Source organism: Rhodococcus sp. 320_ES, assembly GCF_059691855.1.
Genome location: NZ_JCAWAG010000005.1, coordinates 587,218 through 610,017, shown reverse-complemented (window position 1 = coordinate 610,017; position 22,800 = coordinate 587,218). Strand labels below are relative to the sequence as shown.

The following is a 22,800-nucleotide window of genomic DNA, read 5'->3' as shown; positions in this document are numbered from 1 at the left end:
TCAGGACCGGATGACCGCCCCGACCGCATCCGCTGCCGCCGCGAGCGCGGAATCGCGCGCAGCACTGGCCTCGTCCTCGGTCAACGTCCGGTCGGTCGCCCGGAAGCGCAGTGCGAACGCCAGGGATTTCTTCGACTCGCCGATCTGCTCGCTCCGATACACGTCGAAGATGCGCACATCCTCGAGGAGCTCTCCGCCGCCCGACCGAAGGGCCTCGGCGACGGTTGCCGACGGCACGTCGGCATCGACGACGACGGCCAGATCCTGCAAGACCGCCGGGTACGGCGAGATCCGCGGAGCCGGAAGCACCTCGACGACGGGAACGGCATCGAGGTTCATCTCCAGCGCACACGTGCGCGGAGGCAGACCGGCCCGCTCCAGAACGGCGGGGTGAAGCTCACCGGCCCAGCCGACGACGACGCCGTCGACCGTCAGCTCGGCGCACCGGCCGGGGTGCCACGGCGCGTGCTGCGCCGATGCCAAGGTCACCGTGACTCCGGAGGCGTCGGCGATCGCAGCGGCGGCCGCGAAGACGTCGCTCGGCTCGGCCGGCCGCGCCGGTCCCCACGGCCCCGCCGGGTCACGCATGCCCGTCAGCACGACGCACACGTGCAGCGGCTGCACCGGGAGCGACTGCTTCAGCGCGTCGATCTCCTCGTCGGTCGGACGATGATCAACAGCCAAAGCGTCGATCGGCCGCGTGCCCTCGCCCGGCTGCACCACCTGCGCGATCGAGTACAGCGCCAGGTCACGCTGTCCGCGGGAGATGTTGCGGGACGCGATCTCCAGAAGCGCGGGGAGCAACGTCGTCGCCAACTCGGGACGGTCGGCTTCGAGCGGATTGAGCACCTTGGTGGTGATGCGGCGCGGGTCGTCCGCGTCGAGCCCCCACACGTCGAAGACGCCGGCAGGCAGGAACACCGACGGCAGAACCTCGACGTGCCCCGTGTACGCCAAGGCCTTGCCGACGGCCCGGCGGCGTCGCTGCGCAGGAGTCAGACCCCGGCCCGCAGGCGCGGCCGGAAGGACGGAGGGAATGGCCTCCAAGCCCTCGAGGCGGAGCACCTCTTCCACCAGGTCGGCCGGTTGGCGCAGATCGGGTCGCCACGTGGGCGGAGTGACCACCAACGTGCCCAGACCGTTGTCAGCGGCAGCAACGCTCACGTCGCAGCCGACCTGAGCCAGCCGCCGGGCCGCGGTTCCGTTCGGGTACGCGACGCCCGCGACGCGGTCCGGGAGGTCGATGTCGATCGTCACCGGCGGCATCACCTCTACGCCGCCGAGATCGGTGAGGGTCGGCTCTACGCGTCCGCCCGCGATGGACACCAGCAGTTCCGCGGCGCGATCGAGCGCGTGGACGGGAAGGGAGGAATCGACGATGCGTTCGTAGCGGCGACTCGCCTCGCTGGGGAGCTTGTGGCGGCGCGCCGTTCGGAACACCGCCAACGGATTCCAGACGGCGGCCTCCAGCAGCACGTCGGCCGTGTCTGCGGTCACCTCCGTGCTCGCGCCGCCCATCACACCGGCCAGCGACACGGGACCGGAGCCGTCCGCGATCACCACGTCGTCCTCGTGCAGTGTTCGGGTCACATCGTCGAGCGTCACCAATTGCTCACCCGACGTGGCCCGGCGCACCGTCAGAGCGCCGTCGAGGCGGGCCGCGTCGAACGCGTGCAGCGGCTGCCCCAACTCGAGCATCACGTAGTTCGTCACGTCTACCGACGGAGAGATCGGGCGCACGCCGCACAGCAGCAGGCGCCGCTGAATCCACCACGGTGTGACCGCGGATGCGTCGATCCCCACGACCTTGCGCATCGCGAAGCGCGTGACGCCCGAGTCGTCGTCGAGCGTCACGGGCCAGGCCTCACCCTCGGCCGGTATCGGCGCGACCAGGGCAGGATCGACGTAGTCCAAATCGAAACCGCAGGCGACCTCGCGGCCCAATCCGCGCACGCTCAGGGCGTAGCCACGGTCCGGTGTCACGTTCACGTCGAAGACGGTGTCGTCGAGTCCGAGAACACCGCGCGCATCGTCGCCCGGTTCCGCAGTGCCGTCCGGCAACACCAGGATTCCGGAGTGATCGGAGCCGATCCCCAGCTCGGAGACCGAGCAGATCATGCCGTCGGAGGTGCGGCCGTAGGTCTTGCGCGCCGCGATCGCGAACCCGCCGGGAAGAACGGAACCGGGCAGGGCGGCCACGATCAAGTCGCCTTCCGCGAAATTCCGTGCACCGCAGACGATTCCGCGGGGCACGGACTCCCCCACCTCGACGAGGCAGAAGCGGATTGGCTTCTTGAACTCGGTCAACTCTTCGATGGAGGCGACGCGGCCGATCACGAGCGGACCCGTCACGTTGTCGAGTGGGAAGACGTCCTCGATCTCGAATCCGACGCCCACGATGCCGGCATCGAGATCGGTCGAGGTGACGCTCCACCCGGGGGTCGCCTTCGACGCGACCTCGGTCAGCCAGGACTGTGGCACTCGCACGGGAAACTCGGTTCTCTCGGTTCGGAAAAGGAGGATTCGCGGGACTCGGGTCAGTCCCGAACGCCGAAGGGAAGACTGAAGCGAACGTCACCCTCCACGATGTCGCGCATGTCGGAAATGTCGTTGCGGAACTGCAGCGTTCGTTCCAGGCCCATACCGAAGGCGAATCCGCTGTAGACCTCCGGATCGACGCCGCTGGCGCGCAGAACGTTCGGGTTCACCATTCCGCAGCCGCCCCACTCGACCCAGCCCGGCCCGCCCTTCTTCTTCGGGAACCATACGTCCACCTCGGCGGACGGCTCGGTGAAGGGAAAGTAGTTGGGCCGCATACGGGTTCGGGTGTCGGGGCCGAACAGAGCACGGGCGAACGCATCGAGTGTGCCGCGCAGGTTCGCCATGGTCAGACCCTTGTCGACGGCGAGGCCCTCGACCTGACTGAACACCGGGGTGTGCGTGGTGTCGAGCTCGTCCGTCCGGAACGTACGACCCGGACACACGACGTAGATGGGCAGCTCACGGTCGAGGAGCGACCGCACCTGCACCGGTGAGGTATGCGTGCGCAGCACCTGCCGCGAACCTTCGGGGGCGATGTGGAACGTGTCCTGCATCGTCCGCGCCGGGTGGTCGGGCAGGAAGTTGAGTGCGTCGAAATTGAAGTGCTCGGTCTCCACTTCGGGGCCCTCCGCGACTTCCCAGCCCATGGCGACGAACACGTCGGCCACCTGCTCGGCGATCACGGTGACTGGGTGTCGAGCGCCGACCGGTCGACGCTGCGACGGCAGGGTCACATCGATGGCTTCGGCGACCAGAACGGCTGCGTCACGCTCGGCGAGCAGCACGGCACGGCGCGCATCGAACGCGGATTGAATGCGCTCGCGGGCCACCTTGACGCGCTTCCCGGCGTCGGCTCGCTGATCGCCCGGCAACGTTCCGAGTGCACGCTGCGCCAGCGCCACCGGCGCCTTGTTGCCGATGTGCGCAGACTTGGCCACAGCGAGAGCGTCGAGGTCGGCTGCACCGTCGAACGCCTGCTCGGCGGCGCGAGCAGCAGCGTCGAGCGAATCTTCGCTCAGGTCGGTCTCGTTGTCCGCCACGACGGTCACGCCTCCTCAATGATCGATTTCGGGCCCTGGAAGGCCCGGTTCAGGTTATCGACCGGTGTGGTCACTTCGGAAATCGTTATCTGCGTCGATGCGTGCGCGCGCTCGCGTAGAGACACAGAGCCGCCGCCGTGGCCAAGTTCAAGCTTTCCGCTCGGCCGTGGATGGGAATGCGTACGCGAACGTCGGCGGCGGCGAGGACGTCGGTCGGCAGCCCGTGCGCTTCGTTTCCGAACAACCACGCCGTGGGCGCAGCGAGCAGCTCGTCGGCGTCGTCGAGGTCGACCTCACCGTCCGCGGCCGTGGCGACGATCTGCAAACCGGCCGACGAGAGCGCAGCCATTGCGTCGTCGACCGACCGTTCCCGCACGATCGGCAGATGGAAAAGGCTTCCGGCGGACGAGCGCACACACTTGCCGTTGTGCGGGTCCACACCGTCCCCGGCAAAGACGACGGCATCGGCGCCGGCTGCGTCGGCCACCCTCGTGATGGTGCCGGCGTTCCCCGGTTCCGACACCGCGACCGGGACGGCCACGAGCGTCGGCGTCCCGGCGAGCGCCTGACCCAACGGCACGTCGACGAGTGAACACACCGCAACCAGACCGGGAGGGGTCACCGTGTCCGACAACGCCTTTGCCGCGCGGTCGGTGATGAGCTGCGCGGAGATGCCGACCGACGCCGCATGCTCGACGATCTGCGACGCAGATCCGAACCACGCATCGGTCGCGTAGAGCTCGTTCACCACACCTGCGTCGATCGCCTCTGCGACGGCATTCTCGCCCTCGGCCAGAAATCGTCCGACGCGTCGACGCTCGGCACTCCGCTGGAGCTTGACAGCAGAAACGACCCGCGGTGTCCGCTCGGTGAGCGGTTCCGCGGGTCGTCCGGGTGAATCGAACGCCTGAATCAGGCTGCTTCTCCGGCGGGAGCATTCACGTCGGCGGGCAATGCTGCCTTGGCGATGGCGACGAGGCTGGTGAAGGCCTCCGCATCCGAGACGGCCAGCTCGGCGAGGATCTTGCGATCGACTTCGACGCCGGCAATCTTCAGACCCTGCACGAAGCGGTTGTACGTGATGTCGTTGGCGCGAGCTGCTGCGTTGATACGCGTGATCCACAGCTTGCGGAAGTCACCCTTGCGTGCGCGACGGTCACGGTATGCGTACGTCAGCGAGTGGAGCTGCTGCTCCTTGGCCTTGGTGTAGAGACGCGAGCGCTGTCCGCGGTAACCGCTGGACGCCTCGAGAATCGAACGGCGCTTCTTCTGGGCGTTGACCGCCCTTTTTACGCGTGCCACTGAAAAATCCTGTCGATCTGGGGGCGAATGCCCCGGGTGGGAAGAAGGTCAGATGCCGAGCAGTCGCTTGATACGCGGGGCATCGTTGGGGCTCACGACGGCGGTGCCTTCGAGACGACGTGTCACACGCGAGGACTTGTGCTCGAGCAGGTGGCGACGGCCGGCCTTCTCGCGCAGGATCTTTCCACTACCGGACACCTTGAAACGCTTCTTGGTGCCGCTGTGGGACTTCATCTTCGGCATTGGATCCTCGGTTCTCTTCTTCGATCTTTCGATCGGATGGGTGACGCTTACGCGCCGGGTGCAGGCTGAGCTGGTGCGGACGGAGCAGGAGCAGGAGCGGGCGCCGGTGTCGGTGCCTCGTTGTCCTGGTGCGCCTTCGCCCTGGTCTTGGCACCCTTGTGCGGTGCCAGAACCATGGTCATGTTGCGACCGTCCTGCTTCGCGGAGGTCTCGACGAAGCCGAAATCGGCCACGTCTCCTCCGAGACGCTGCAGAAGCCGGTAACCCAGCTCCGGGCGCGACTGCTCGCGTCCACGGAACATGATCGTGACCTTGACCTTCGATCCTGCTTCCAGGAACCGGATGACGTGACCCTTCTTGGTCTCGTAATCGTGGTCGTCGATCTTCGGGCGAAGCTTCTGCTCCTTGATGACGGTCAGCTGCTGGTTCTTGCGTGATTCACGCGCCTTCTGCGCAGCTTCGTACTTGAACTTCCCGTAGTCCATGATCTTGCAGACCGGCGGACGTGCGTCGGGAGCAACTTCGACAAGATCGAGATCGGCTTCGAGTGCCAAGCGGAGCGCATCTTCAACACGCACGATCCCAACCTGTTCGCCTCCCGGCCCGACAAGCCGGACTTCGGGAACTCGGATGCGATCGTTGATGCGGGTCTCAGTGCTGATGTGGCCTCCTAGGTAGTGCGGTGACGGAAATGTGCTCGTGGTCCGTCTTCCCGACACTCCAGGCCTCGCGGGCGAGCCGCGGAGAAAGGTCGAGCCCCGAGCGGTGACGAATCACTGCGCAGGGCCCTGTGTCGACCGGTCGGGTTCGCTCGACGCGAACTCGATCTCTTTCGAGATCACCACTCGATCCGTGACGAATCGGATGGGACCGGACCACCGGACGGCGAACCGTATCGATGGTGGGAGTTGGGCTCCACTTGCTGCCTGCGGGTACATCCACACGAGCGAGTGCTCGCGAAATGCGCCCGAAGGCGGTCGTACGTTCAGATTAGCATCGAGCCGGTGCCGGAGCGAAATTCGCCGCACGCCTGGCTCCGTGCGATCCTCAAGAGCATGACCGAGAACAGCGACCCCTCCGTCCGCGAGCTTGCGGACGTGCCCGCCGTCGAGGTGATCAGCCGAGCCGCAGTGATGCTCATGAGCTCGGCGGCCGAGAAGCTCGGACTGTCCGAGTCCGATCCCAGCGAAAGCCCGTACCTGGACCTCGACGAGGCACGCCGAGTGATCACCGCCCTGGCCGGACTCGTCACATCGTCGGTCGAATACCTCGGTCCGCACGCCGGCCCGATTCGGGACGGCCTGCAGGCCTTGCAGCGCGCCTTCCGGGAGGCATCGGCTCATCCCGACGCCCCCGGCGCCGGACCGGGCGAGAAGTACACCGGCCCGGTCCACTGACGGCCCGAACTCAACCCACCGCGACAGGGGTCTTGCGCGGGCGCCGCTTCTTGACCGGCGGCGCCACCGCGGCCGACTTGCCCAGCGCTTCCTGAAGGAACTTGCCGGTGTAGCTCTCCGGTACCGCCGCAACCTCTTCCGGGGTGCCCTGCGCCACGAGTTGCCCGCCGCCCGAGCCACCTTCGGGTCCCATGTCCACGACCCAGTCCGACGTCTTGATGACGTCCAGGTTGTGCTCGATCACGATGACCGTGTTGCCCTTCTCGACCAACCCGTTGATCACGATCAGCAGCTTGCGGATGTCCTCGAAGTGCAGGCCCGTCGTCGGTTCGTCGAGGATGTACACCGTTCGCCCCGTCGACCGCTTCTGCAGCTCCGCCGCGAGCTTGACGCGCTGCGCCTCGCCACCGGACAGCGTGGTGGCCGGTTGGCCGAGCCGGACGTACCCGAGTCCGACCTCGTTCAGCGTCTTGAGGTAGCGGTGAATCGAGGTGATCGCCTCGAAGAACTCGGCTGCTTCCTCGATCGGCATGTCGAGAACCTCGGCGATTGTCTTCCCCTTGTAATGCACCTCGAGCGTCTCGCGGTTGTAGCGCGCGCCGTGACACACTTCGCACGGGACGTAGACGTCGGGAAGGAAGTTCATCTCGATCTTCAGAGTGCCGTCACCGGAGCATGCTTCGCAGCGACCTCCCTTGACGTTGAACGAGAATCGTCCGGGCTGGTAGCCCCGCACCTTGGCTTCGGTGGTGGCGGCGAACAGGGTTCTGATCTTGTCGAACACGCCGGTGTACGTGGCGGCGTTCGACCGCGGCGTACGTCCGATCGGTGACTGATCCACCTGCACGAGCTTGTCGAGCTGGTCCAGTCCGTTGATCCGCGTGTGGCGTCCCGGAACCTGACGAGCGCCGTTGAGCTTGTTGGCCATGACGGTGGCGAGGATGTCGTTGACGAGCGTCGACTTGCCCGAGCCGGACACTCCCGTCACCGAGGTGAGCACACCCAGGGGAAAGCTGACGTCGATGTCGCGAAGGTTGTGCTCGCGCGCGCCGACGACCGTGACCTGCCGCTTCGCGTCGACCGACCGGCGCTTGTCCGGAACCTCGATGTGCATGCGACCGGACAGGTAGGCACCGGTGAGCGACTCCGGCGCCTCGAGCAGGCCCTTGTAGTCACCGCTGTGCACGACCCGGCCACCGTGCTCGCCGGCGAGCGGACCGATGTCGACGATCCAGTCGGCCGTGCGAATGGTGTCCTCGTCGTGCTCGACGACGATGAGCGTGTTGCCCAGGTTGCGCAGGCGCGTGAGAGTGTCGATCAGGCGACGGTTGTCGCGCTGGTGCAGGCCGATCGACGGCTCGTCGAGCACGTAGAGCACCCCCACCAGTCCGCTGCCGATCTGTGTCGCGAGCCGGATGCGCTGCGCTTCACCGCCGGACAGCGACCCCGCCGCTCGGGACAGCGTCAGGTATTCGAGGCCCACGTCGAGCAGGAAGCCCAGGCGTGCCTGAATCTCCTTCAGTACCTGACCGGCGATGGCCTCCTCGCGGACTCCGAGGGTGAGACTGCCCAGAAAGTTGGAGCACTCCGAGATCGACAGACTGCAGACCTCGGCGATGGACTTGGGGCCGAAATCGCCGGCCGAGATGGTGACCGACAAAATTTCCGGACGCAGCCGCGCACCCTGGCAGACCGGGCACGGAACGTCGCGCATGTAGCCGTCGTAGCGTTCCTTCATCTGATCCGACTCGGTCTGCTCGAGGCGGCGGTGCAGGAACGGCATCACGCCCTCGAACTCCGCGTAGTACGAGCGAGTGCGGCCGTAACGGTTCTTGTACCGCACGTGCACCTGGTGATCGCTGCCCTCGAGCACGGCACGCTTGACCTTGGCGGGCAGTTTGCGCCACGGCAGATCTATGTCGAATCCCATGGCGTCGGCCAGACCCGACAGCAGCCGACCGAAGTACTCCGACGTCTGCCCCATCGACCACGGAGCGATCGCGCCGTCGGCAAGGCTCAGATCGGGGTCCGGCACGACGAGGTCCGGGTCGACCTCCTTGCGAATACCGAGACCCACACACTCCGGGCAGGCACCGTACGGCGAGTTGAACGAGAACGCACGCGGTTCGAGATCGTCGATGGACAACGGGTGCCCGTTCGGGCACGCGAGCTTCTCGGAGAATCGACGCTCCCGATCGGGGGCGTTGTCCTCGCGGTCGACGAAGTCGAGCACGACGATGCCGTCGGCCAGGCGAAGTGCGGTTTCGATCGAGTCGGTCAGGCGCTGCTTCGACGACGGCTTGACCACCAGTCGGTCGACCACGACCTCGATGTCGTGCTTGTCCTGCTTCTTCAGCTTGGGCGGATCGGTGAGCGAGTGAACGGTGCCGTCGATGCGCACTCGTGAGTAGCCCTGCGTGTTGAGTTGCTCGAAGAGATCGACGAACTCACCCTTGCGCGTGCGGACCACCGGTGCGAGCACCTGGAACCGAAGACCCTCCTCGAGGGCCAGGATCTGGTCGACGATCTGTTGTGGCGTCTGACGAGCGACCGGCTCGCCACACACGGGACAGTGGGCGCTGCCGGCCCGCGCGTAGAGCAACCGCAGGTAGTCGTAGACCTCGGTGATGGTTCCGACCGTCGACCGCGGATTACGGTTGGTCGACTTCTGGTCGATCGACACGGCCGGGGACAGACCTTCGATGAAATCGACGTCGGGCTTGTCCATCTGCCCGAGGAACTGTCGCGCGTACGCCGACAACGACTCCACGTATCGGCGCTGGCCCTCGGCGAAGATGGTGTCGAACGCAAGGCTCGATTTTCCGGAGCCGGACAGACCGGTGAACACGACGAGACTGTCTCGCGGGAGTTCGATGTCGACTCCCTTGAGGTTGTGCTCGCGTGCGCCTTGCACGATCAGGCGGTCCGCCACAATCGTCCTCTCGTCGTTCTTGGTCATCGGTTCATTCGGCGCCGGGTCGTCCCAGGTCGAAGCATGTTCGTTCGCACGGTTTCCCCGTCGGCGCGATGATATGCGCGGCCACCGACAATTCTTTTCGGTCACGTGCACGCTCGGTGACCGTCCACTTCGACGGTAGCCTCCCCACCATGAGCGAGCAGCGAATGTCCATCGACGACGACTACACCGGCGAGGTGTCGACTTCGACACCTCCGCAGCGACGCACGCTGTCCGCCGCGACCATCGTGAAGATGTCGGTCGGCCCCATGGACAACAACGCGTACCTGATCGTCTGTTCCACGACCGGGGAGGCAATGCTGATCGACGCGGCGAACGACTCCGCTCGACTCTCGCAGATGATCGACGAGAACGCACCATCGCTGTCCGTCGTCGTCACCACCCACCGCCACCCCGATCATTGGCAGGCTCTAGCCGACGTCGTCGACGGAACCGCAGCTCCGACGGCCGCGCACCGTCTCGACGCGGAGCCCCTTCCCGTTCCGCCAACGCGTCTTCTCGACGACGGCGACACGGTGAGTGTCGGCGACCTCACGCTCGACGTCGTACACCTCGTCGGCCACACGCCCGGGTCCATCGCACTGGCTCTCACCGATGCGGCGACCGGAACCGTGCATCTGTTCACGGGCGACTCTCTGTTCCCCGGCGGCGTCGGCAAGACCGCCGACGCCGAGGCGTTCACCTCACTCCTCGACGACGTCGAGAACAAGATCTTCGCCCGGTACGACGACTCGACGGTGGTCTACCCCGGCCACGGCAAGGACACCACGCTCGGGGCCGAGCGTCCGCACCTGAAGGAATGGCGCGAACGTGGGTGGTGACTCACAACAGCGCCCGACGGTTGGACCGCTCACGAGCGGGGTATGAATAGGCTGATGTCGACCCCTTTGACGATTTACAACGCAGGAGGCACTAGGTGATTGTCCGTCGAGTCGCTCGACCGATGCTGGCGTCCATCTTCATCGCAGGTGGGATTGACGCACTGCGCAACCCGACCGGGAGGGCCGAGGCGGCCGCTCCCTTGATCGAGAAGACACAGGACGCGTTGCCCAACGAAGTCACCGAGCAGGTTCCCTCGGACCCGGTCACGCTTGTCAAGATCAACGCCGCCGTTCAGGTGGGCGGTGGCATTCTCCTCGCAACGGGCAAGGCACCGCGCATCGCGTCCGCAGCACTCGCCGGCAGCCTGATCCCGACGACGCTCGCCGGTCACGCTTTCTGGGAGGAGACGGACCCGGCCGCCAAGGCTGCACAGCGCACCCAGTTCTTCAAGAACCTCAGCCTGCTCGGTGGCCTTCTCATCGCCGCCGTGGACACCGAGGGCAAGCCGTCGCTGGCATGGCGGGGACGCAAGGCGGCCAAGGTCGCTCAGACCGCCGTGGTCGGTGCACTTCCGCTGACCTCGTCGTCCGACGGCAGCGGTCCCCTCTCCGAGGTGAGCGAAGTCGCCGGAGCGCGCGTGCACAAGCTCGCCCATGTTGCGTCCGAGCGTGGCGCGGTACTGGCGGACGTCGCTCAGGACCGCGGCTCCAAGTTGGCCGAGCTCGCGCAGGAGCGCGGCAGCAAGTGGGCCGACCTGGCCGCCAAGCGTGCAGCCGACCTGGCCGAGGTTGCCGGCCAGCGCGGGTCCGAACTCGCCGAGGTCGCCGGCCAGCGCGGGTCCGAATTCGCCGAGGTGGCCCAGGGACGCGGCAGCAAGCTGGCCGAACTGGCCGCCGAGCGCGCGCGCACCGAGACCGGTGAACTGGCATCGTCGCTCGCCGACTGGAAGACCAAGTACGGCAAGAAGGCCAAGAAGCAGGCCAAGTCGGCCGGCAAGGATGCCAAGAAGCAGTTCGCCTCGGCCCGCAAGGACGCCAAGAAGCAGGTGAAGTCGGGCCGCAAGGACGCCCAGAAGCAGCTCGAAGCCGCACGCAAGAACGCGGAGAAGCAGCTCGAGGCCGCACGCAAGGCAGCCGAGAAGCGAGCCAAGGACGCCAAGTCGCAGCTCGACGGCAAGGTCGGTTCCTGGTCGCTCTGACACATTCACACCGAACGGCCGGCGGGACACTTCAGTCCCGTCGGCCGTTCGTGTTTTCCGGGGCTCTGTTGTTTGGAGGCTCTGTCGCACCGACCTGCGGTGTCAGTCCCGAGTCGCCGATTGTCCGTAGACTTTTCGTCGCACTTCAACGCGAACATCTAGGAGACCACGTGCCGGATCAGGGCACTTCGATCTCGAAGATCGACACCTCGCCGTCCGTCGGCTCGGCAGCAGCGTCGGAGCAGGACCACGTTTCCAGGCTCTACGAACGCCTCGACGCATTGCGTGCCTACGCGACGCGGCGCCTGCGCACCGTTCTTCTCGAGACGGGTGGCACGCCGCAGGCTCGCAGCGAGCGGGAGTCGTACTCGAACCTCTACAACGACGACATCGCCAAATACGACGCGGCGGAGAACGGCCTGTGCTTCGGCCGCATCGACGTCACGGACGAAGCGCCGCGATACATCGGCCGGGTGGGAATCCTCGACGAGGACAACGACTTCGAGTCGATGCTCTACGACTGGCGCGCGCCGCTGGCGCGGCCGTTCTATCTCGCGACCCCGGCCGCACCCGAGGGGGTGCTGCGCAGGCGCCACATTCGCACGCGCAGTCGGCGGGTCACGGGACTGTCCGACGAGTACCTCGACCTCGATGCGGCCACGGCAGCGGGAGTGAGCGACGGTTCCGACGGCGTTGCCGGCGAGAGCGCGCTGCTCACCGCCCTGGACGCCGCACGCACGGGTCAGATGAACGACATCGTGGAGACCATTCAGCGCGAGCAGGACGCGATCATCCGGTCGACACACCGCAGTGTTCTGGTGGTCCAAGGCGGACCGGGAACCGGCAAGACTGCGGTCGCGCTGCACCGCGCCGCATACCTGCTCTACACGTATCGCCAGCAGCTGGACAAGAGCGGCGTGCTGATCGTGGGGCCCAACAGCACCTTCCTCGACTACATCGGTCAAGTGCTCCCGTCGTTGGGCGAGACAGGGGTGCTGCTGTCCACGGTGGGGAACCTGTACCCCGGAGTCGACACCTCGCGCGCGGACACCGTCGACGCAGCCGAGGTCAAGGGGTCCCTGGCCATGATCGACGTCCTCACGCGCGCCGTCCGTGATCGGCAGGAGCTCCCATCCGAGCCGGTCCCGGTGTCGTTCGACACCTATACGCTGACGATCGACAGCAAGATGGTCGGCCGCGCCCGCGGGCGCGCCCGCTCTTCCCGACGGCCGCACAACCTCGCACGACCGATCTTCGTGTCGAGCATGATCGACGCGCTGGCGGACCAGTTCGCCCGTGTGGTCGGATCCGACGTGCTCGACGGCTCCTCTCTCCTGAGTCGCGACGATCTCAAGGACATTCGCGACGAGATGCGTACGGACCCCGACGTGATGGAAGCGATCGGCTCCCTGTGGCCGGAGTTGACGCCGCAGGATGTTCTCGCCGGTCTCTTTGCGTCCGACGACCGACTGTCCGCTGCGGCGGGATCGTTGGACGAGAACGCTCGAGCATCTCTGTTCCGCGCCGACGACGGTCGGTGCAGCCCCGCCGACGCACCGCTGCTCGACGAACTGGCGGAACTTCTCGGCATGGACGACGCCGCCGAACGCGAGCGCGAGCAGCGGCGATGGCGGGCACAGATCGCCGACGCGCAGGGCGCGCTCGACATCCTGACCGGGTCCGCCCCACAGGATCTCGAAGACGAACTCGACCCCGAGATCCTGATGGCGTACGACCTGATCGACGCGGGCCAGCTCGCACAACGCCAGGACGGCGGGAGGCGGTTGACGACTGCCGAACGCGCGGCCGGTGATCGCACCTGGACCTACGGGCACGTGATCGTCGACGAGGCCCAGGAGCTGTCCGAGATGGCGTGGCGCATGGTGATGCGCCGGGTCCCGAACCGGTGGATGACGCTGGTGGGTGACGTCGCCCAGACCGGCGATCCCGCAGGGACGTCGTCGTGGCAGCGGGTGCTCGAGCCATATGTGAAGAACCGGTGGAAGCTGACCGAGCTGACCGTCAACTACCGCACGCCCGCGTCGATCATGGCGGTCGCCCAGGATGTGCTGACCGCGTTGGACCCGGGTGCGAGCGCGCCACGCTCCGTGCGGGACAACGGCTCGATCCCGTGGTCCTTGCGCACGACGTCCGAGGACCTCGCCGCGACGGTGGAGCGACGCATTGCCGAGCATCCCCGGCCCGGTCTGTCTGCGATCCTCGCCGGGCAGGACACCGTGGAGTTGCTGTCACATCTGCGCTCGGACGTCGTGGTGGTGTCGACGGTGACGCAAGCCAAGGGTCTGGAGTTCGACTCGGTGATCATCGTGGAGCCGTCGGAGATCGTCGACGACTCGCCGCGCGGCATGAACGATCTGTACGTCGCACTCACGCGCGCCACGCAGCAGCTGGGCGTCGTGCACGTCCATCCACTCCCGGACGTGCTGTCCGCGCTCGACGAGTTCGCCGCGACCGCCTCCTGAGACGACGCTGCCCGCCACGGCGACACCGTGGCGGGCAGAGACGACTGCGTGGACGTCAGCGAACGGTGTGCACGATCAGCACGTCGCACTGAGCTTTCCGAGCGGCGTCGGACGGCACCGAACCGAGAAGGCGGCCCGTCAGCGAGTTCAAACCGCGATTGCCGATCACGAGGAGATCGGCCTGCACGTCCTTGACCAACTGCAGCAGCGAGTCGACGGGATTGCCGACGACCGACTTCTCCTCGATCGAGCTTGCTCCCGCGGCCACGGCGCGTTCCTTTGCGGTACGCAGAATCTCGCGAGTCGGGGCGGAGCCGGTGATCTGGTAGGCGTCCGCGCCGAGTGCGTCCGCGTCCGAGGAGGTCGACTTAGAGTCGTCCGGGTAGTAGGCGCACGCGATGTACAGCGTCGCGCCGGCGTCACCGGACAGTGCCGCTGCCTTCTCGACGGCCCGCAGGGACGAATCGGAGCCATCGGTTCCGACGACGACAGTGCGGTAAGCGCTCATTCATTTCCTCCATGGATGATCCGGGTGTTTCACACATCATTCGGCGCCGGTGGAGCTACTGCGCCATCGGCAATGACAGTAGCGCCTGTCGGCGGCGAACACGGAGCGATTACACGTAGACGTGCTGGTTCTAGACCTTCGCCTACATTGGTGCCATGCACCTCGTCCGAATGTCCAAGCGAACGATGGCTTTCGGTGGGGCAGCTTTGGTTCTCGTCCTCGTCGCCGTGATCGCCGTCATGTTCTTCCGGTCCGACGCCGACTCCGCTTCGGTGCGAACCGAGGACGCGATGATGCCGTTCCCGGAGAGCCCCGGGTCGAGCGAGACCGTGAATATCGATACCCGCCTCTATCTTCCGGCCACCACGCCCGCGCCCGCGGTCCTGCTGGCTCACGGTTTCGGCGGCGACAAGAACTCCGTCGACGGCCAGGCACGCGACCTGGCGAGCCGGGGATTCGTCGTTCTCGCTTACACGGCCCGCGGTTTCGGCGCCAGCACCGGGAAGATCTCGCTCGACGATCCGGACCGCGAGGTGGCCGACGCGCGCGGTCTGGTGGACTACCTCTCCACTCGCTCCGACGTGGTGCAGCAGGACGGCCCGGGTGATCCGCGAGTGGGCGTGGCGGGCGGTTCGTACGGCGGCGCACTCGCTTTGATGCTCGCGGGGACCGATCGGCGCATCGACGCGGACGCCGCGGCCATCACGTGGAACGACCTCGGGCAGTCGCTCTTTCCCAATTACGCCGCCCCGATCGACGCGAACGCGGTCGCCGGCTACGTGCCTCCGACCCCGGCAGCAGCGACCGCCGGTGGAACGGGTGTACTCAAGAAGGGTTGGGCCGGTGTGTTCTTCGGCGCCGGCGCGCTGCCCTCCGCGGGCGGCGGCGATCAGGCGAGCGGGGGCGCGCAACCGCCGGCGGCCGGGTCGCAGTCGGGAACCCCGGACCCGTGTGGGCGCTTCGCGACAGAGTTCTGCGCCGCGTACGCGCAATCCGCCGTCACGGGTGTTCCGAGCGCCGAGACGTCCGCACTTCTGACCCGACACTCCCCCGTGTCGTTCGCTTCGAACATCAAAGCTCCTACGCTTCTGGTTCAGGGACAACAGGATTCGTTGTTCGGACTGGACCAGGCGGACGCCACCGCGCGACAGATCGCCGAGGCCGGCGGTTCCGTTCAGGTGAAGTGGTTCGAAGGAGGTCACGACGCCGGCGGCACCAACGCAGCCAGCGACGCCGAGATGGCGGACTTCCTCACCGACCACCTCATGGGCGGCGGCGATACCACGAAGGACAGCCAGTTCTCGTACAGCCTCACAGGGGATCCCACCGATCAGGGTCGCCGCGCCCAAACCATGACAACGGCGGACTACCCCGGTCTCACCGCCGGACAACAGGTTCCGACCCAGAACATCGAACTGTCCCCGGTCACGGACGGTCCGTCGCAAATCGTGGTCCGCCCACCCGGCGCGACACCGTCGGCCATCTCGTCCATTCCCGGCCTTGGATCGCCCCTGGCCGCGGTGAGCGCATCGGCCGCTGCATCTGCTCTGGCCTCCGACATCCCCGGTCAGAGCGCAACTTTCCGCAGCGATCCGCTCGGTTCCTCGCTCACCATCACCGGAACGTCGACCGTCGATCTCACCGTGGGCGCCATCGCAGGGACGCAGCAATCCGTCCTGTTCGCCAAGCTGTACGACGTCTCGCCGGACGGTCGACGGACGCTTCCGAACGGGCTGGTGTCGGCACTTCGGCTGCCCGACAACACATCCGGAACGGCCACCACCGTGCGCGTCGCCCTTCCCGGTATCGGATATCGCGTCCCGGCCGGCCATCACCTCGAGGTGACTGTCGCCACCACGGACCAGGCGTATTCCGTGCCGCTCGAGCCGGCCCAGTTCTCGGTCTCCCTCGCCGACCGGTCACTCGTCGTACTGAGTGTCCCGTCGGAATCGACCACCTCGTCGTTCCCGGTCTGGCCGCTCGTCGGTATCGGGATCCTGGCCGCACTGGTCGCTGCCCTCGTCGCGGCGAGCACCATCGTGAGTCGACGCCGAGTGGCCGCCGAGGTCGATCCCGCCCTCGTCGACACGCCCCTGGTCATCACCGACCTGAGCAAGACGTACTCCAACGGGTTCAAGGCCGTGAACGGTGTGTCCTTCACCGTGGAGAAAGGACAGGTTCTCGGACTCCTCGGACCCAACGGCGCCGGAAAGACCACCACCCTGCGCATGCTGATGGGTCTCATGACACCGACCAGCGGTGACATCCGGGTGTTCGGTCACGCGGTCACACCCGGATCGCCGGTCCTGTCTCGCCTCGGGTCGTTCGTCGAAGGTTCCGGTTTCCTGCCGCACCTGTCGGGCTCGGAGAATCTGCGGTTGTACTGGGAGGCGACCGGACGACCGCTCGAGGACGCGCATCTCGAGGAGGCGATGACCATCGCCGATCTGGGAGCGGCGGTCGAGCGGAAGGTGCGCTCCTACAGCCAGGGCATGCGGCAGCGACTGGCCATTGCACAGGCGATGCTCGGGCTGCCGGACCTGATGGTGCTCGACGAACCGACCAACGGTCTCGACCCGCCTCAGATCCGCACCATGCGCGACGTGCTGATCAACTACGCGCGGACCGGCCGCACGGTCCTGGTGAGCAGTCACCTGCTCGCCGAGGTGGAACAGACGTGCACCCACGTCGTGGTGATGAACCGCGGTGCGGTCATCAGTTCGGGAACCGTGCAGCAATTGATCGGAGGCGTCGGCCCCACCGAGTTCCGCGTCGACCCGGTCGAGCGCGGCGCCGAGGTGTTGCGCGGCCTCGACGGTGTCGGGACCGTGGCGGCCAATCCGACAGACCCGAACGCGATTCGCGCCGACCTCGGCGCCGTGGCGACCGGTGACGCCGTACGCGCCCTGGTCGATGCGGGTGTCACCGTGAACTCCGTGTCGCGCTCCACCCGACTCGAGGACGTGTTCCTCGACCTGGTGCACGACGATGCCATCAAGGACGAACAGGAAGTTCTCACGTGACCAACGCACACGCCGACGGACGCGTCGCCGGCTATTCGGCACGGTCGACGCTTCCGTTGAGGACGGAGCTCGCGCGACAGTTCAAGCGACGCCGCACTCAATTGGCTCTCGGGTTTCTGGCGCTGTTGCCGGTGATCCTCGCGATAGCGTTCGCGGTGGGCGGTTCGGATGCCGATTCCGACACCGGCGGCCTTATCGAGCTCGGCACCCGCAGCGGGGTGAACTTCACGGTCTTCGCGCTGTTCGTGTCCGTCGGTTTCCTGCTGATCGTGGTGGTCGCGCTGTTCTTCGGCGATTCGGTGGCCAGCGAGGCATCGTGGTCGAGCCTGAAGTACCTGCTGGCCATCCCGGTGCCCCGCACGCGGCTGCTCGCGCAGAAGGCGGCGGTGTCGGCAATTCTGTCCGCGTTGGCGATCACTGTCCTCGTCGGAGTGTCGTTGCTTCTCGGAACCATTTTCTACGGGACCGGAAGCTTGGTGAGCCCGTTCGGCGACTCACTCCCCTACGCCACTGCACTGGGCCGGCTGGGGATCGGCGTGGCGTTCATTGCCGTCAACATGTTGTGGGTCGCCGGCTTGGCCCTGGCGCTGTCGGTCTCGACCGATGCTCCTCTGGGCGCGGTCGGAGGCACGGTCATGGTGTCGATTCTGGTTCAGATCCTGGACCAGATCACCGCTCTGGGATCGCTGAGAAACTTTCTGCCGGGCCACTATTCGACGTCGTGGACCAGCGTTCTGTCACCGACCCTGCAGTGGGACGATCTGTTGATCGGCGCCTTCTCCTCCGCCGCCTACGCCACCGTCTTCGGCCTGCTGGCGTGGCGGCGGTTCGCGACGAAGGACATCACGAGCTGACCGGAGCTACTTCAGTCCCGCGGCGTCCATCCCACGCAGTTCCTTCTTGAGATCCTGAATCTCGTCGCGGAGCCGACCGGCAAGCTCGAACTGCAGTTCGCGCGCGGCGTTCATCATCTGGTCGGTCATGCTCTTGACGAGATCGGCGAGTTCGGCGCGCGGCATCGACGTGACATCGCGGCCCTCGTACACGCCTGCGCTGACCGCTCGACCCGCCTCTCCGGGGGCACGACGTCCGCGACTGGCGTTGCGACCCGAGCCACCGATCTCCACGGTGGCATCGGTGTCGTCGGCCTCCTCGTAGACCTGGTCGAGGATGTCCGCGATCTTCTTGCGCAGAGGCTGCGGATCCACGCCCTTCTCGAGGTTGTAGGCAATCTGCTTGGCGCGGCGCCGCTCGGTCTCCTCGATGGCGTAGGCCATCGAATCGGTGATCTTGTCGGCGTACATATGCACCTGACCCGACACGTTGCGGGCCGCGCGGCCGATCGTCTGGATGAGGCTGGTGCCGCTGCGCAGGAAGCCCTCCTTGTCCGCGTCGAGGATGGCGACGAGCGACACTTCCGGAAGGTCGAGACCCTCGCGGAGCAGGTTGATACCGACGAGGACGTCGTACTCGCCGAGACGCAGCTGGCGAAGCAGCTCCACGCGACGCAGCGTGTCGATGTCGGAGTGGAGGTACCGCACGCGAATACCGAGTTCGAGGAGGTAGTCGGTGAGGTCTTCGGACATCTTCTTCGTCAAGGTGGTGACCAGCACGCGCTCGTCCCGCTCGGTGCGCTGCCGGATCTCGTGCACCAGATCGTCGATCTGCCCCTTGGTCGGTTTGATGACGACCTCCGGGTCGACCAGACCCGTCGGGCGAATGACCTGCTCGACGAACTCGCCGCCGACCTGGCCCAACTCGTACTTGCCCGGCGTCGCGGACAGGTAGACCGTCTGCCCGATCCGCTGGGTGAACTCCTCCCACGTGAGCGGTCGATTGTCGGTGGCGGACGGCAGACGGAATCCGAACTCCACCAGGTTCCGCTTGCGCGACATGTCGCCCTCGTACATGGCGCCGATCTGCGGGACCGTCACGTGCGATTCGTCGATGACGAGCAGGAAGTCTTCGGGGAAGTAGTCGATCAGAGTTGCCGGCGCAGTGCCGGCGCCGCGACCGTCGATGTGGCGGGAGTAGTTCTCGATTCCCGAGCAGAAGCCGACCTGCTTGATCATCTCCAGGTCGTACTGGGTACGCATCCGCAGTCGCTGAGCCTCGAGCAGCTTGCCTTTGCCCTCCAACTCGGCGAGGCGCTCCTCGAGCTCTGCCTCGATGTCTCGGACCGCACGTTCCATGCGCTCCGGCCCGGCCACGTAATGAGTGGCCGGGAAGATGCGGACGCTGTCGACCTGTCGAACGACGTCTCCGGTCAGGGGGTGCAGGTAGTACAGGGCCTCGACCTCGTCCCCGAAGAACTCGATGCGAATGGCGAGCTCCTCGTACGAGGGAATGATCTCCACGGTGTCACCGCGAACGCGGAACGACCCACGCGTGAACGCCATGTCGTTGCGGGTGTACTGCACATCGACCAGCAGCCGCAGGAACGCATCCCGCGGAACCTCGACGCCGAGTTCGAGGTGAATCGACCGGTCGACGTACGACTGCGGCGTACCCAGACCGTAGATGCAGGACACCGACGCGACCACCACGACGTCTCGCCGCGAGAGCAAGCTCGCGGTGGCCGAGTGGCGCAGACGTTCGACATCGTCGTTGACCGACGAATCCTTCTCGATGTACGTATCGGTCTGAGCGATGTACGCCTCGGGCTGGTAGTAGTCGTAGTACGAGACGAAGTACTCGACGGCGTTGTTGGGCAACATCTCTCGCAACTCGTTCGCCAACTGCGCGGCCAGCGTCTTGTTGGGCGCCATCACCAGCGTGGGCCGCTGCACCTGCTCGATCAGCCACGCGGTGGTGGCCGACTTTCCGGTGCCCGTTGCTCCGAGCAGCACGACGTTCTTCTCGCCGTCGTTGATGCGGCGAGTGAGCTCGGCGATGGCCGCCGGCTGGTCACCCGCAGGGGTATGTTCGCTGACTACCGTGAACGGTTGTTCGGACCGCTCGATCTCACCCACCGGTCGGAATTCGGAATGGGCCACGACGGGTTGTTCAGCTGCAAACGCCATGTCTCCAGGGTAAACGTGGGCACCGACAAGTTCCTGTCCCGCAGGTCGGCGGTAGCGTCGTCCCATGCCGCCCCACCCGCATCGGCTCCACGTCCCGAAGGTCGAAACGTTCGACGTCGCGCAGCTCACCAACACCGACCCGAAGGGATTCCTTCGTCCGGTGGACGAATACCGCGTCGAACCGTGGGGTCTGTACATGGCCCGGCCGTCCGACCACCCGTCGTTCCGGTACCTCGAATCGTGGCTTCTACCGGCGCTCGGTCTGCGAGCCTCGATATTTCACTACGTGCCCGAGCACGCCCGCGATCAGGACTACTACGTCGACATCGGCGAGTTCACCCGTGACGGTGACGTGTGGACCTCGGTGGATCACTATCTCGACATCGTCGTGCGCAGAGGCCGCGACATCGAACTACTGGACGTGGACGAGTTGCTCGATGCTCGAGTACTGGGTCTGCTGGATTCGGACACCTGTGAGCGAGCGATCCATCGGGCGACCACCGCCGTGGACGGAATCGCGCGCCACGACCACGATCTGGACGCGTGGCTGACCTCGTTGGGCATGCCGACGACCTGGCGCGACGAACACGACCGATGACTGCGTCGAAGTCGACTAGATTGTCGGCGTGCACAGAATTTTCACGACACCGTTCAGCTCGGTCTATCCCCACTACGTGGCCAAAGCCGAGCGCAAGGGCCGCACCAAGGCCGAAGTGGACGAGATCATCCGGTGGCTCACCGACTTCGACGAGGCGGAACTGACTCGCCATCTCGATGCCGGGACCACGTTCGAGGAATTCTTTGCCGCCGCCCGCGTCAATCCCCATGTCTCGCTGATCACCGGATCGGTCTGTGGAGTCAAGGTTCAGGAAGTCGAGGACCCGCTGATGCAGAAGATCCGCTACCTCGACAAGTTGGTCGACGAACTCGCCAAGGGCAAGGCGATGGACAAGATCCTCCGCAGCCCCGTCAGCCGGTAGGTTCCGAGTCCGTCCACCCGGTGTCCTGGATCCACGTCTGCACTCCATCGTAGGCGGCGTCGAACCAGGGCGCCTTGGCGTCGACGTACGCAGCGATGGCGGACGAATAATCGTCGACGCCGGCTGCGGCCTCTTCTGCACGCCGCTTCACGTCCGCGTACTCCGCGGCGACCGACGCCTCCGCGCGCAACCAGTCCCGGAACGCCAGGGCGAACTGCTGACCTGGCCACCCGTCCACCCGAAGATGAACGTTCACCGGGCGCGCCGGATCGGCCGATCCGTGAATTCGCTTCTGCCACAATCCGGGATCTGCTTCGCCGGGCACCGCACCGGACGACTTCGGATCGTCGGTGGTGATGTTGTCGATGCGAGGAAAGCCGATGTCGTGCAACGGCTTCCGCAGGGCATCCGCCGCGTCGAGACTGGTCACGGAAATCTGGATGTCGATGACGTCCTTCGCGGGCATGCCCGGCACGGCCGTCGAGCCGATGTGATCGATACGCGTCGGCGTCTCGCCACAGGCCGCGGCGAGTTTGGCGATGATGCGCGCCGCATCCGGCGCCCACCGCTCGTTCCACTCCACCAGCCTCGGAAGCGATCTCGCGACGGTACCGCTGCGGACGTTCTCCGCGAACGGCACGAGTCGGTCGGTCCAGAGTTCGCGAACGACGACTTCGAGGTCGGATTGCGCGCCGGAGTTGTCGAGCCAGACGTCCGCCACGGCCCGACGGCGGTCGTCGGTCGCCTGGGCTGCGATGCGTGAGCGCGCATCGGCTTCGGTGATGCCGCGGATCTCCACGAGTCTGCGCACGCGCTCCTCCTCCTCGACGTGGACGACGATGACGAGGGCGAAATACGCTGCGGCGCCGGTCTCCACGAGGAGGGGAATGTCCTGCACGACGATCGCGTCGTCGGCGGCCTCGTCGAGCAGTTGCTGACGGCGCGCGCCGACGAGGGGATGGACGATCGCGTTGAGCGCGAGCCGTGACTCCTCGTCCCCGAATGCAATGGCGCCCAACGCCGGTCGGTTCAACGACCCGTCCTCGGCGAGAATGTCCTCACCGAACTTCTCGACCAGCGCGGCCAGCCCCGGAGTTCCCGGTTCGACGACCTCGCGAGCGATGAGATCGCCGTCGACGATCACCGCTCCCAGCGAGGCAAGAGTCTTCGACACGGTCGACTTTCCGGCACCGATTCCCCCGGTCAATCCAATGTTCAGCACGGCACTCAGTCTGCCATCCCTGCCAAGATCAACACGCCGCG

At 66.2% G+C, this 22,800-nt stretch carries 18 protein-coding genes; 8 read left to right on the top strand and 10 right to left on the bottom strand.

What is annotated here, in order from left to right; genetic code table 11:
• The 6 genes from pheT to infC all read right to left on the bottom strand — a co-directional run bounded on the left by pheT (position 1) and on the right by infC (position 5,845).
• Positions 1-2,487, bottom strand: a complete 2,487-nt coding sequence (gene pheT / locus AC59JP_RS20500) for a phenylalanine--tRNA ligase subunit beta (RefSeq protein ID WP_497327628.1) — start codon at positions 2,485-2,487, stop codon at positions 1-3.
• Between the two features lie 50 nt (positions 2,488-2,537).
• The gene (pheS, locus tag AC59JP_RS20495; RefSeq protein WP_497327627.1) at positions 2,538-3,590 is read right to left on the bottom strand and encodes a phenylalanine--tRNA ligase subunit alpha; all 1,053 of its coding nucleotides are present in this window, start codon (positions 3,588-3,590) and stop codon (positions 2,538-2,540) included.
• 76 nt (positions 3,591-3,666) lie between these two features.
• Positions 3,667-4,494, bottom strand: coding sequence for a TrmH family RNA methyltransferase (locus tag AC59JP_RS20490; protein ID WP_497327686.1), 828 nt, complete (start codon positions 4,492-4,494; stop codon positions 3,667-3,669).
• Complete coding sequence (rplT, locus tag AC59JP_RS20485) at positions 4,494-4,883, bottom strand: 50S ribosomal protein L20 (protein WP_188545372.1); 390 nt, start codon at positions 4,881-4,883, stop codon at positions 4,494-4,496. Before rplT ends, AC59JP_RS20490 begins: the two co-directional genes overlap by 1 nt.
• 48 nt (positions 4,884-4,931) lie before the next feature.
• Positions 4,932-5,126: a 50S ribosomal protein L35 gene (gene rpmI / locus AC59JP_RS20480; protein WP_497327626.1), complete on the bottom strand. Its 195-nt coding sequence runs from the start codon at positions 5,124-5,126 to the stop codon at positions 4,932-4,934.
• 47 nt (positions 5,127-5,173) lie between these two features.
• A complete protein-coding gene (gene infC, locus AC59JP_RS20475) occupies positions 5,174-5,845 on the bottom strand; it encodes a translation initiation factor IF-3 (RefSeq protein WP_497327625.1) in 672 nt (223 codons plus the stop codon).
• A gap of 336 nt (positions 5,846-6,181) precedes the next feature.
• Between infC and AC59JP_RS20470 the strand changes: the two genes are divergently transcribed.
• Complete coding sequence (locus AC59JP_RS20470; protein ID WP_497327624.1) at positions 6,182-6,523, top strand: DUF1844 domain-containing protein; 342 nt, start codon at positions 6,182-6,184, stop codon at positions 6,521-6,523.
• Positions 6,524-6,533: 10 nt separating this feature from the next.
• Here the strand turns inward: AC59JP_RS20470 and uvrA are convergent, their stop codons facing one another.
• Positions 6,534-9,455, bottom strand: coding sequence for an excinuclease ABC subunit UvrA (gene uvrA, locus AC59JP_RS20465; protein WP_497327685.1), 2,922 nt, complete (start codon positions 9,453-9,455; stop codon positions 6,534-6,536).
• A gap of 176 nt (positions 9,456-9,631) precedes the next feature.
• Here uvrA and AC59JP_RS20460 point away from each other — a divergent pair, with 176 nt between their 5' ends.
• From AC59JP_RS20460 to AC59JP_RS20450, 3 genes are all read left to right on the top strand, one after another.
• Complete coding sequence (locus AC59JP_RS20460) at positions 9,632-10,321, top strand: MBL fold metallo-hydrolase (protein WP_497327623.1); 690 nt, start codon at positions 9,632-9,634, stop codon at positions 10,319-10,321.
• 95 nt (positions 10,322-10,416) lie between these two features.
• The gene (locus AC59JP_RS20455; protein ID WP_497327622.1) at positions 10,417-11,520 is read left to right on the top strand and encodes a DoxX family protein; all 1,104 of its coding nucleotides are present in this window, start codon (positions 10,417-10,419) and stop codon (positions 11,518-11,520) included.
• Positions 11,521-11,690: 170 nt separating this feature from the next.
• Entirely contained in the window at positions 11,691-14,003 is a 2,313-nt protein-coding gene (locus tag AC59JP_RS20450; protein WP_497327621.1) for a HelD family protein, read from the top strand.
• Positions 14,004-14,058: 55 nt separating this feature from the next.
• Here AC59JP_RS20450 and AC59JP_RS20445 read toward each other — a convergent pair whose 3' ends face one another.
• Positions 14,059-14,511, bottom strand: a complete 453-nt coding sequence (locus AC59JP_RS20445; RefSeq protein WP_497327619.1) for a universal stress protein — start codon at positions 14,509-14,511, stop codon at positions 14,059-14,061.
• 155 nt (positions 14,512-14,666) lie between these two features.
• Between AC59JP_RS20445 and AC59JP_RS20440 the strand changes: the two genes are divergently transcribed.
• Positions 14,667-17,534 (top strand): alpha/beta fold hydrolase, encoded by a 2,868-nt coding sequence (locus tag AC59JP_RS20440; RefSeq protein WP_497327618.1) that lies wholly within the window; start codon positions 14,667-14,669, stop codon positions 17,532-17,534.
• Positions 17,531-18,388: an ABC transporter permease gene (locus tag AC59JP_RS20435; RefSeq protein WP_497327617.1), complete on the top strand. Its 858-nt coding sequence runs from the start codon at positions 17,531-17,533 to the stop codon at positions 18,386-18,388. Before AC59JP_RS20440 ends, AC59JP_RS20435 begins: the two co-directional genes overlap by 4 nt.
• A 6-nt stretch (positions 18,389-18,394) precedes the next feature.
• Here the strand turns inward: AC59JP_RS20435 and uvrB are convergent, their stop codons facing one another.
• Positions 18,395-20,557, bottom strand: coding sequence for an excinuclease ABC subunit UvrB (gene uvrB, locus AC59JP_RS20430; RefSeq protein WP_497327616.1), 2,163 nt, complete (start codon positions 20,555-20,557; stop codon positions 18,395-18,397).
• A gap of 64 nt (positions 20,558-20,621) precedes the next feature.
• Between uvrB and AC59JP_RS20425 the strand changes: the two genes are divergently transcribed.
• Together AC59JP_RS20425 and AC59JP_RS20420 are read left to right on the top strand one after the other, a co-directional pair.
• Positions 20,622-21,155 (top strand): ribonuclease FAU-1 family protein, encoded by a 534-nt coding sequence (locus AC59JP_RS20425; RefSeq protein ID WP_497327615.1) that lies wholly within the window; start codon positions 20,622-20,624, stop codon positions 21,153-21,155.
• Positions 21,156-21,183: 28 nt separating this feature from the next.
• Positions 21,184-21,537: a DUF2200 domain-containing protein gene (locus AC59JP_RS20420; protein WP_497327614.1), complete on the top strand. Its 354-nt coding sequence runs from the start codon at positions 21,184-21,186 to the stop codon at positions 21,535-21,537.
• On the opposite strand, the gene coaE is transcribed toward AC59JP_RS20420, so the two are convergent.
• Positions 21,527-22,759 carry a dephospho-CoA kinase gene (gene coaE / locus AC59JP_RS20415; RefSeq protein ID WP_497327613.1) on the bottom strand — a complete coding sequence of 411 codons (1,233 nt, stop codon included), beginning with the start codon at positions 22,757-22,759 and terminating at the stop codon, positions 21,527-21,529. The two genes, AC59JP_RS20420 and coaE, sit on opposite strands and share 11 nt — an antisense overlap.
• Between the last annotated feature and the right edge of the window lie 41 nt (positions 22,760-22,800).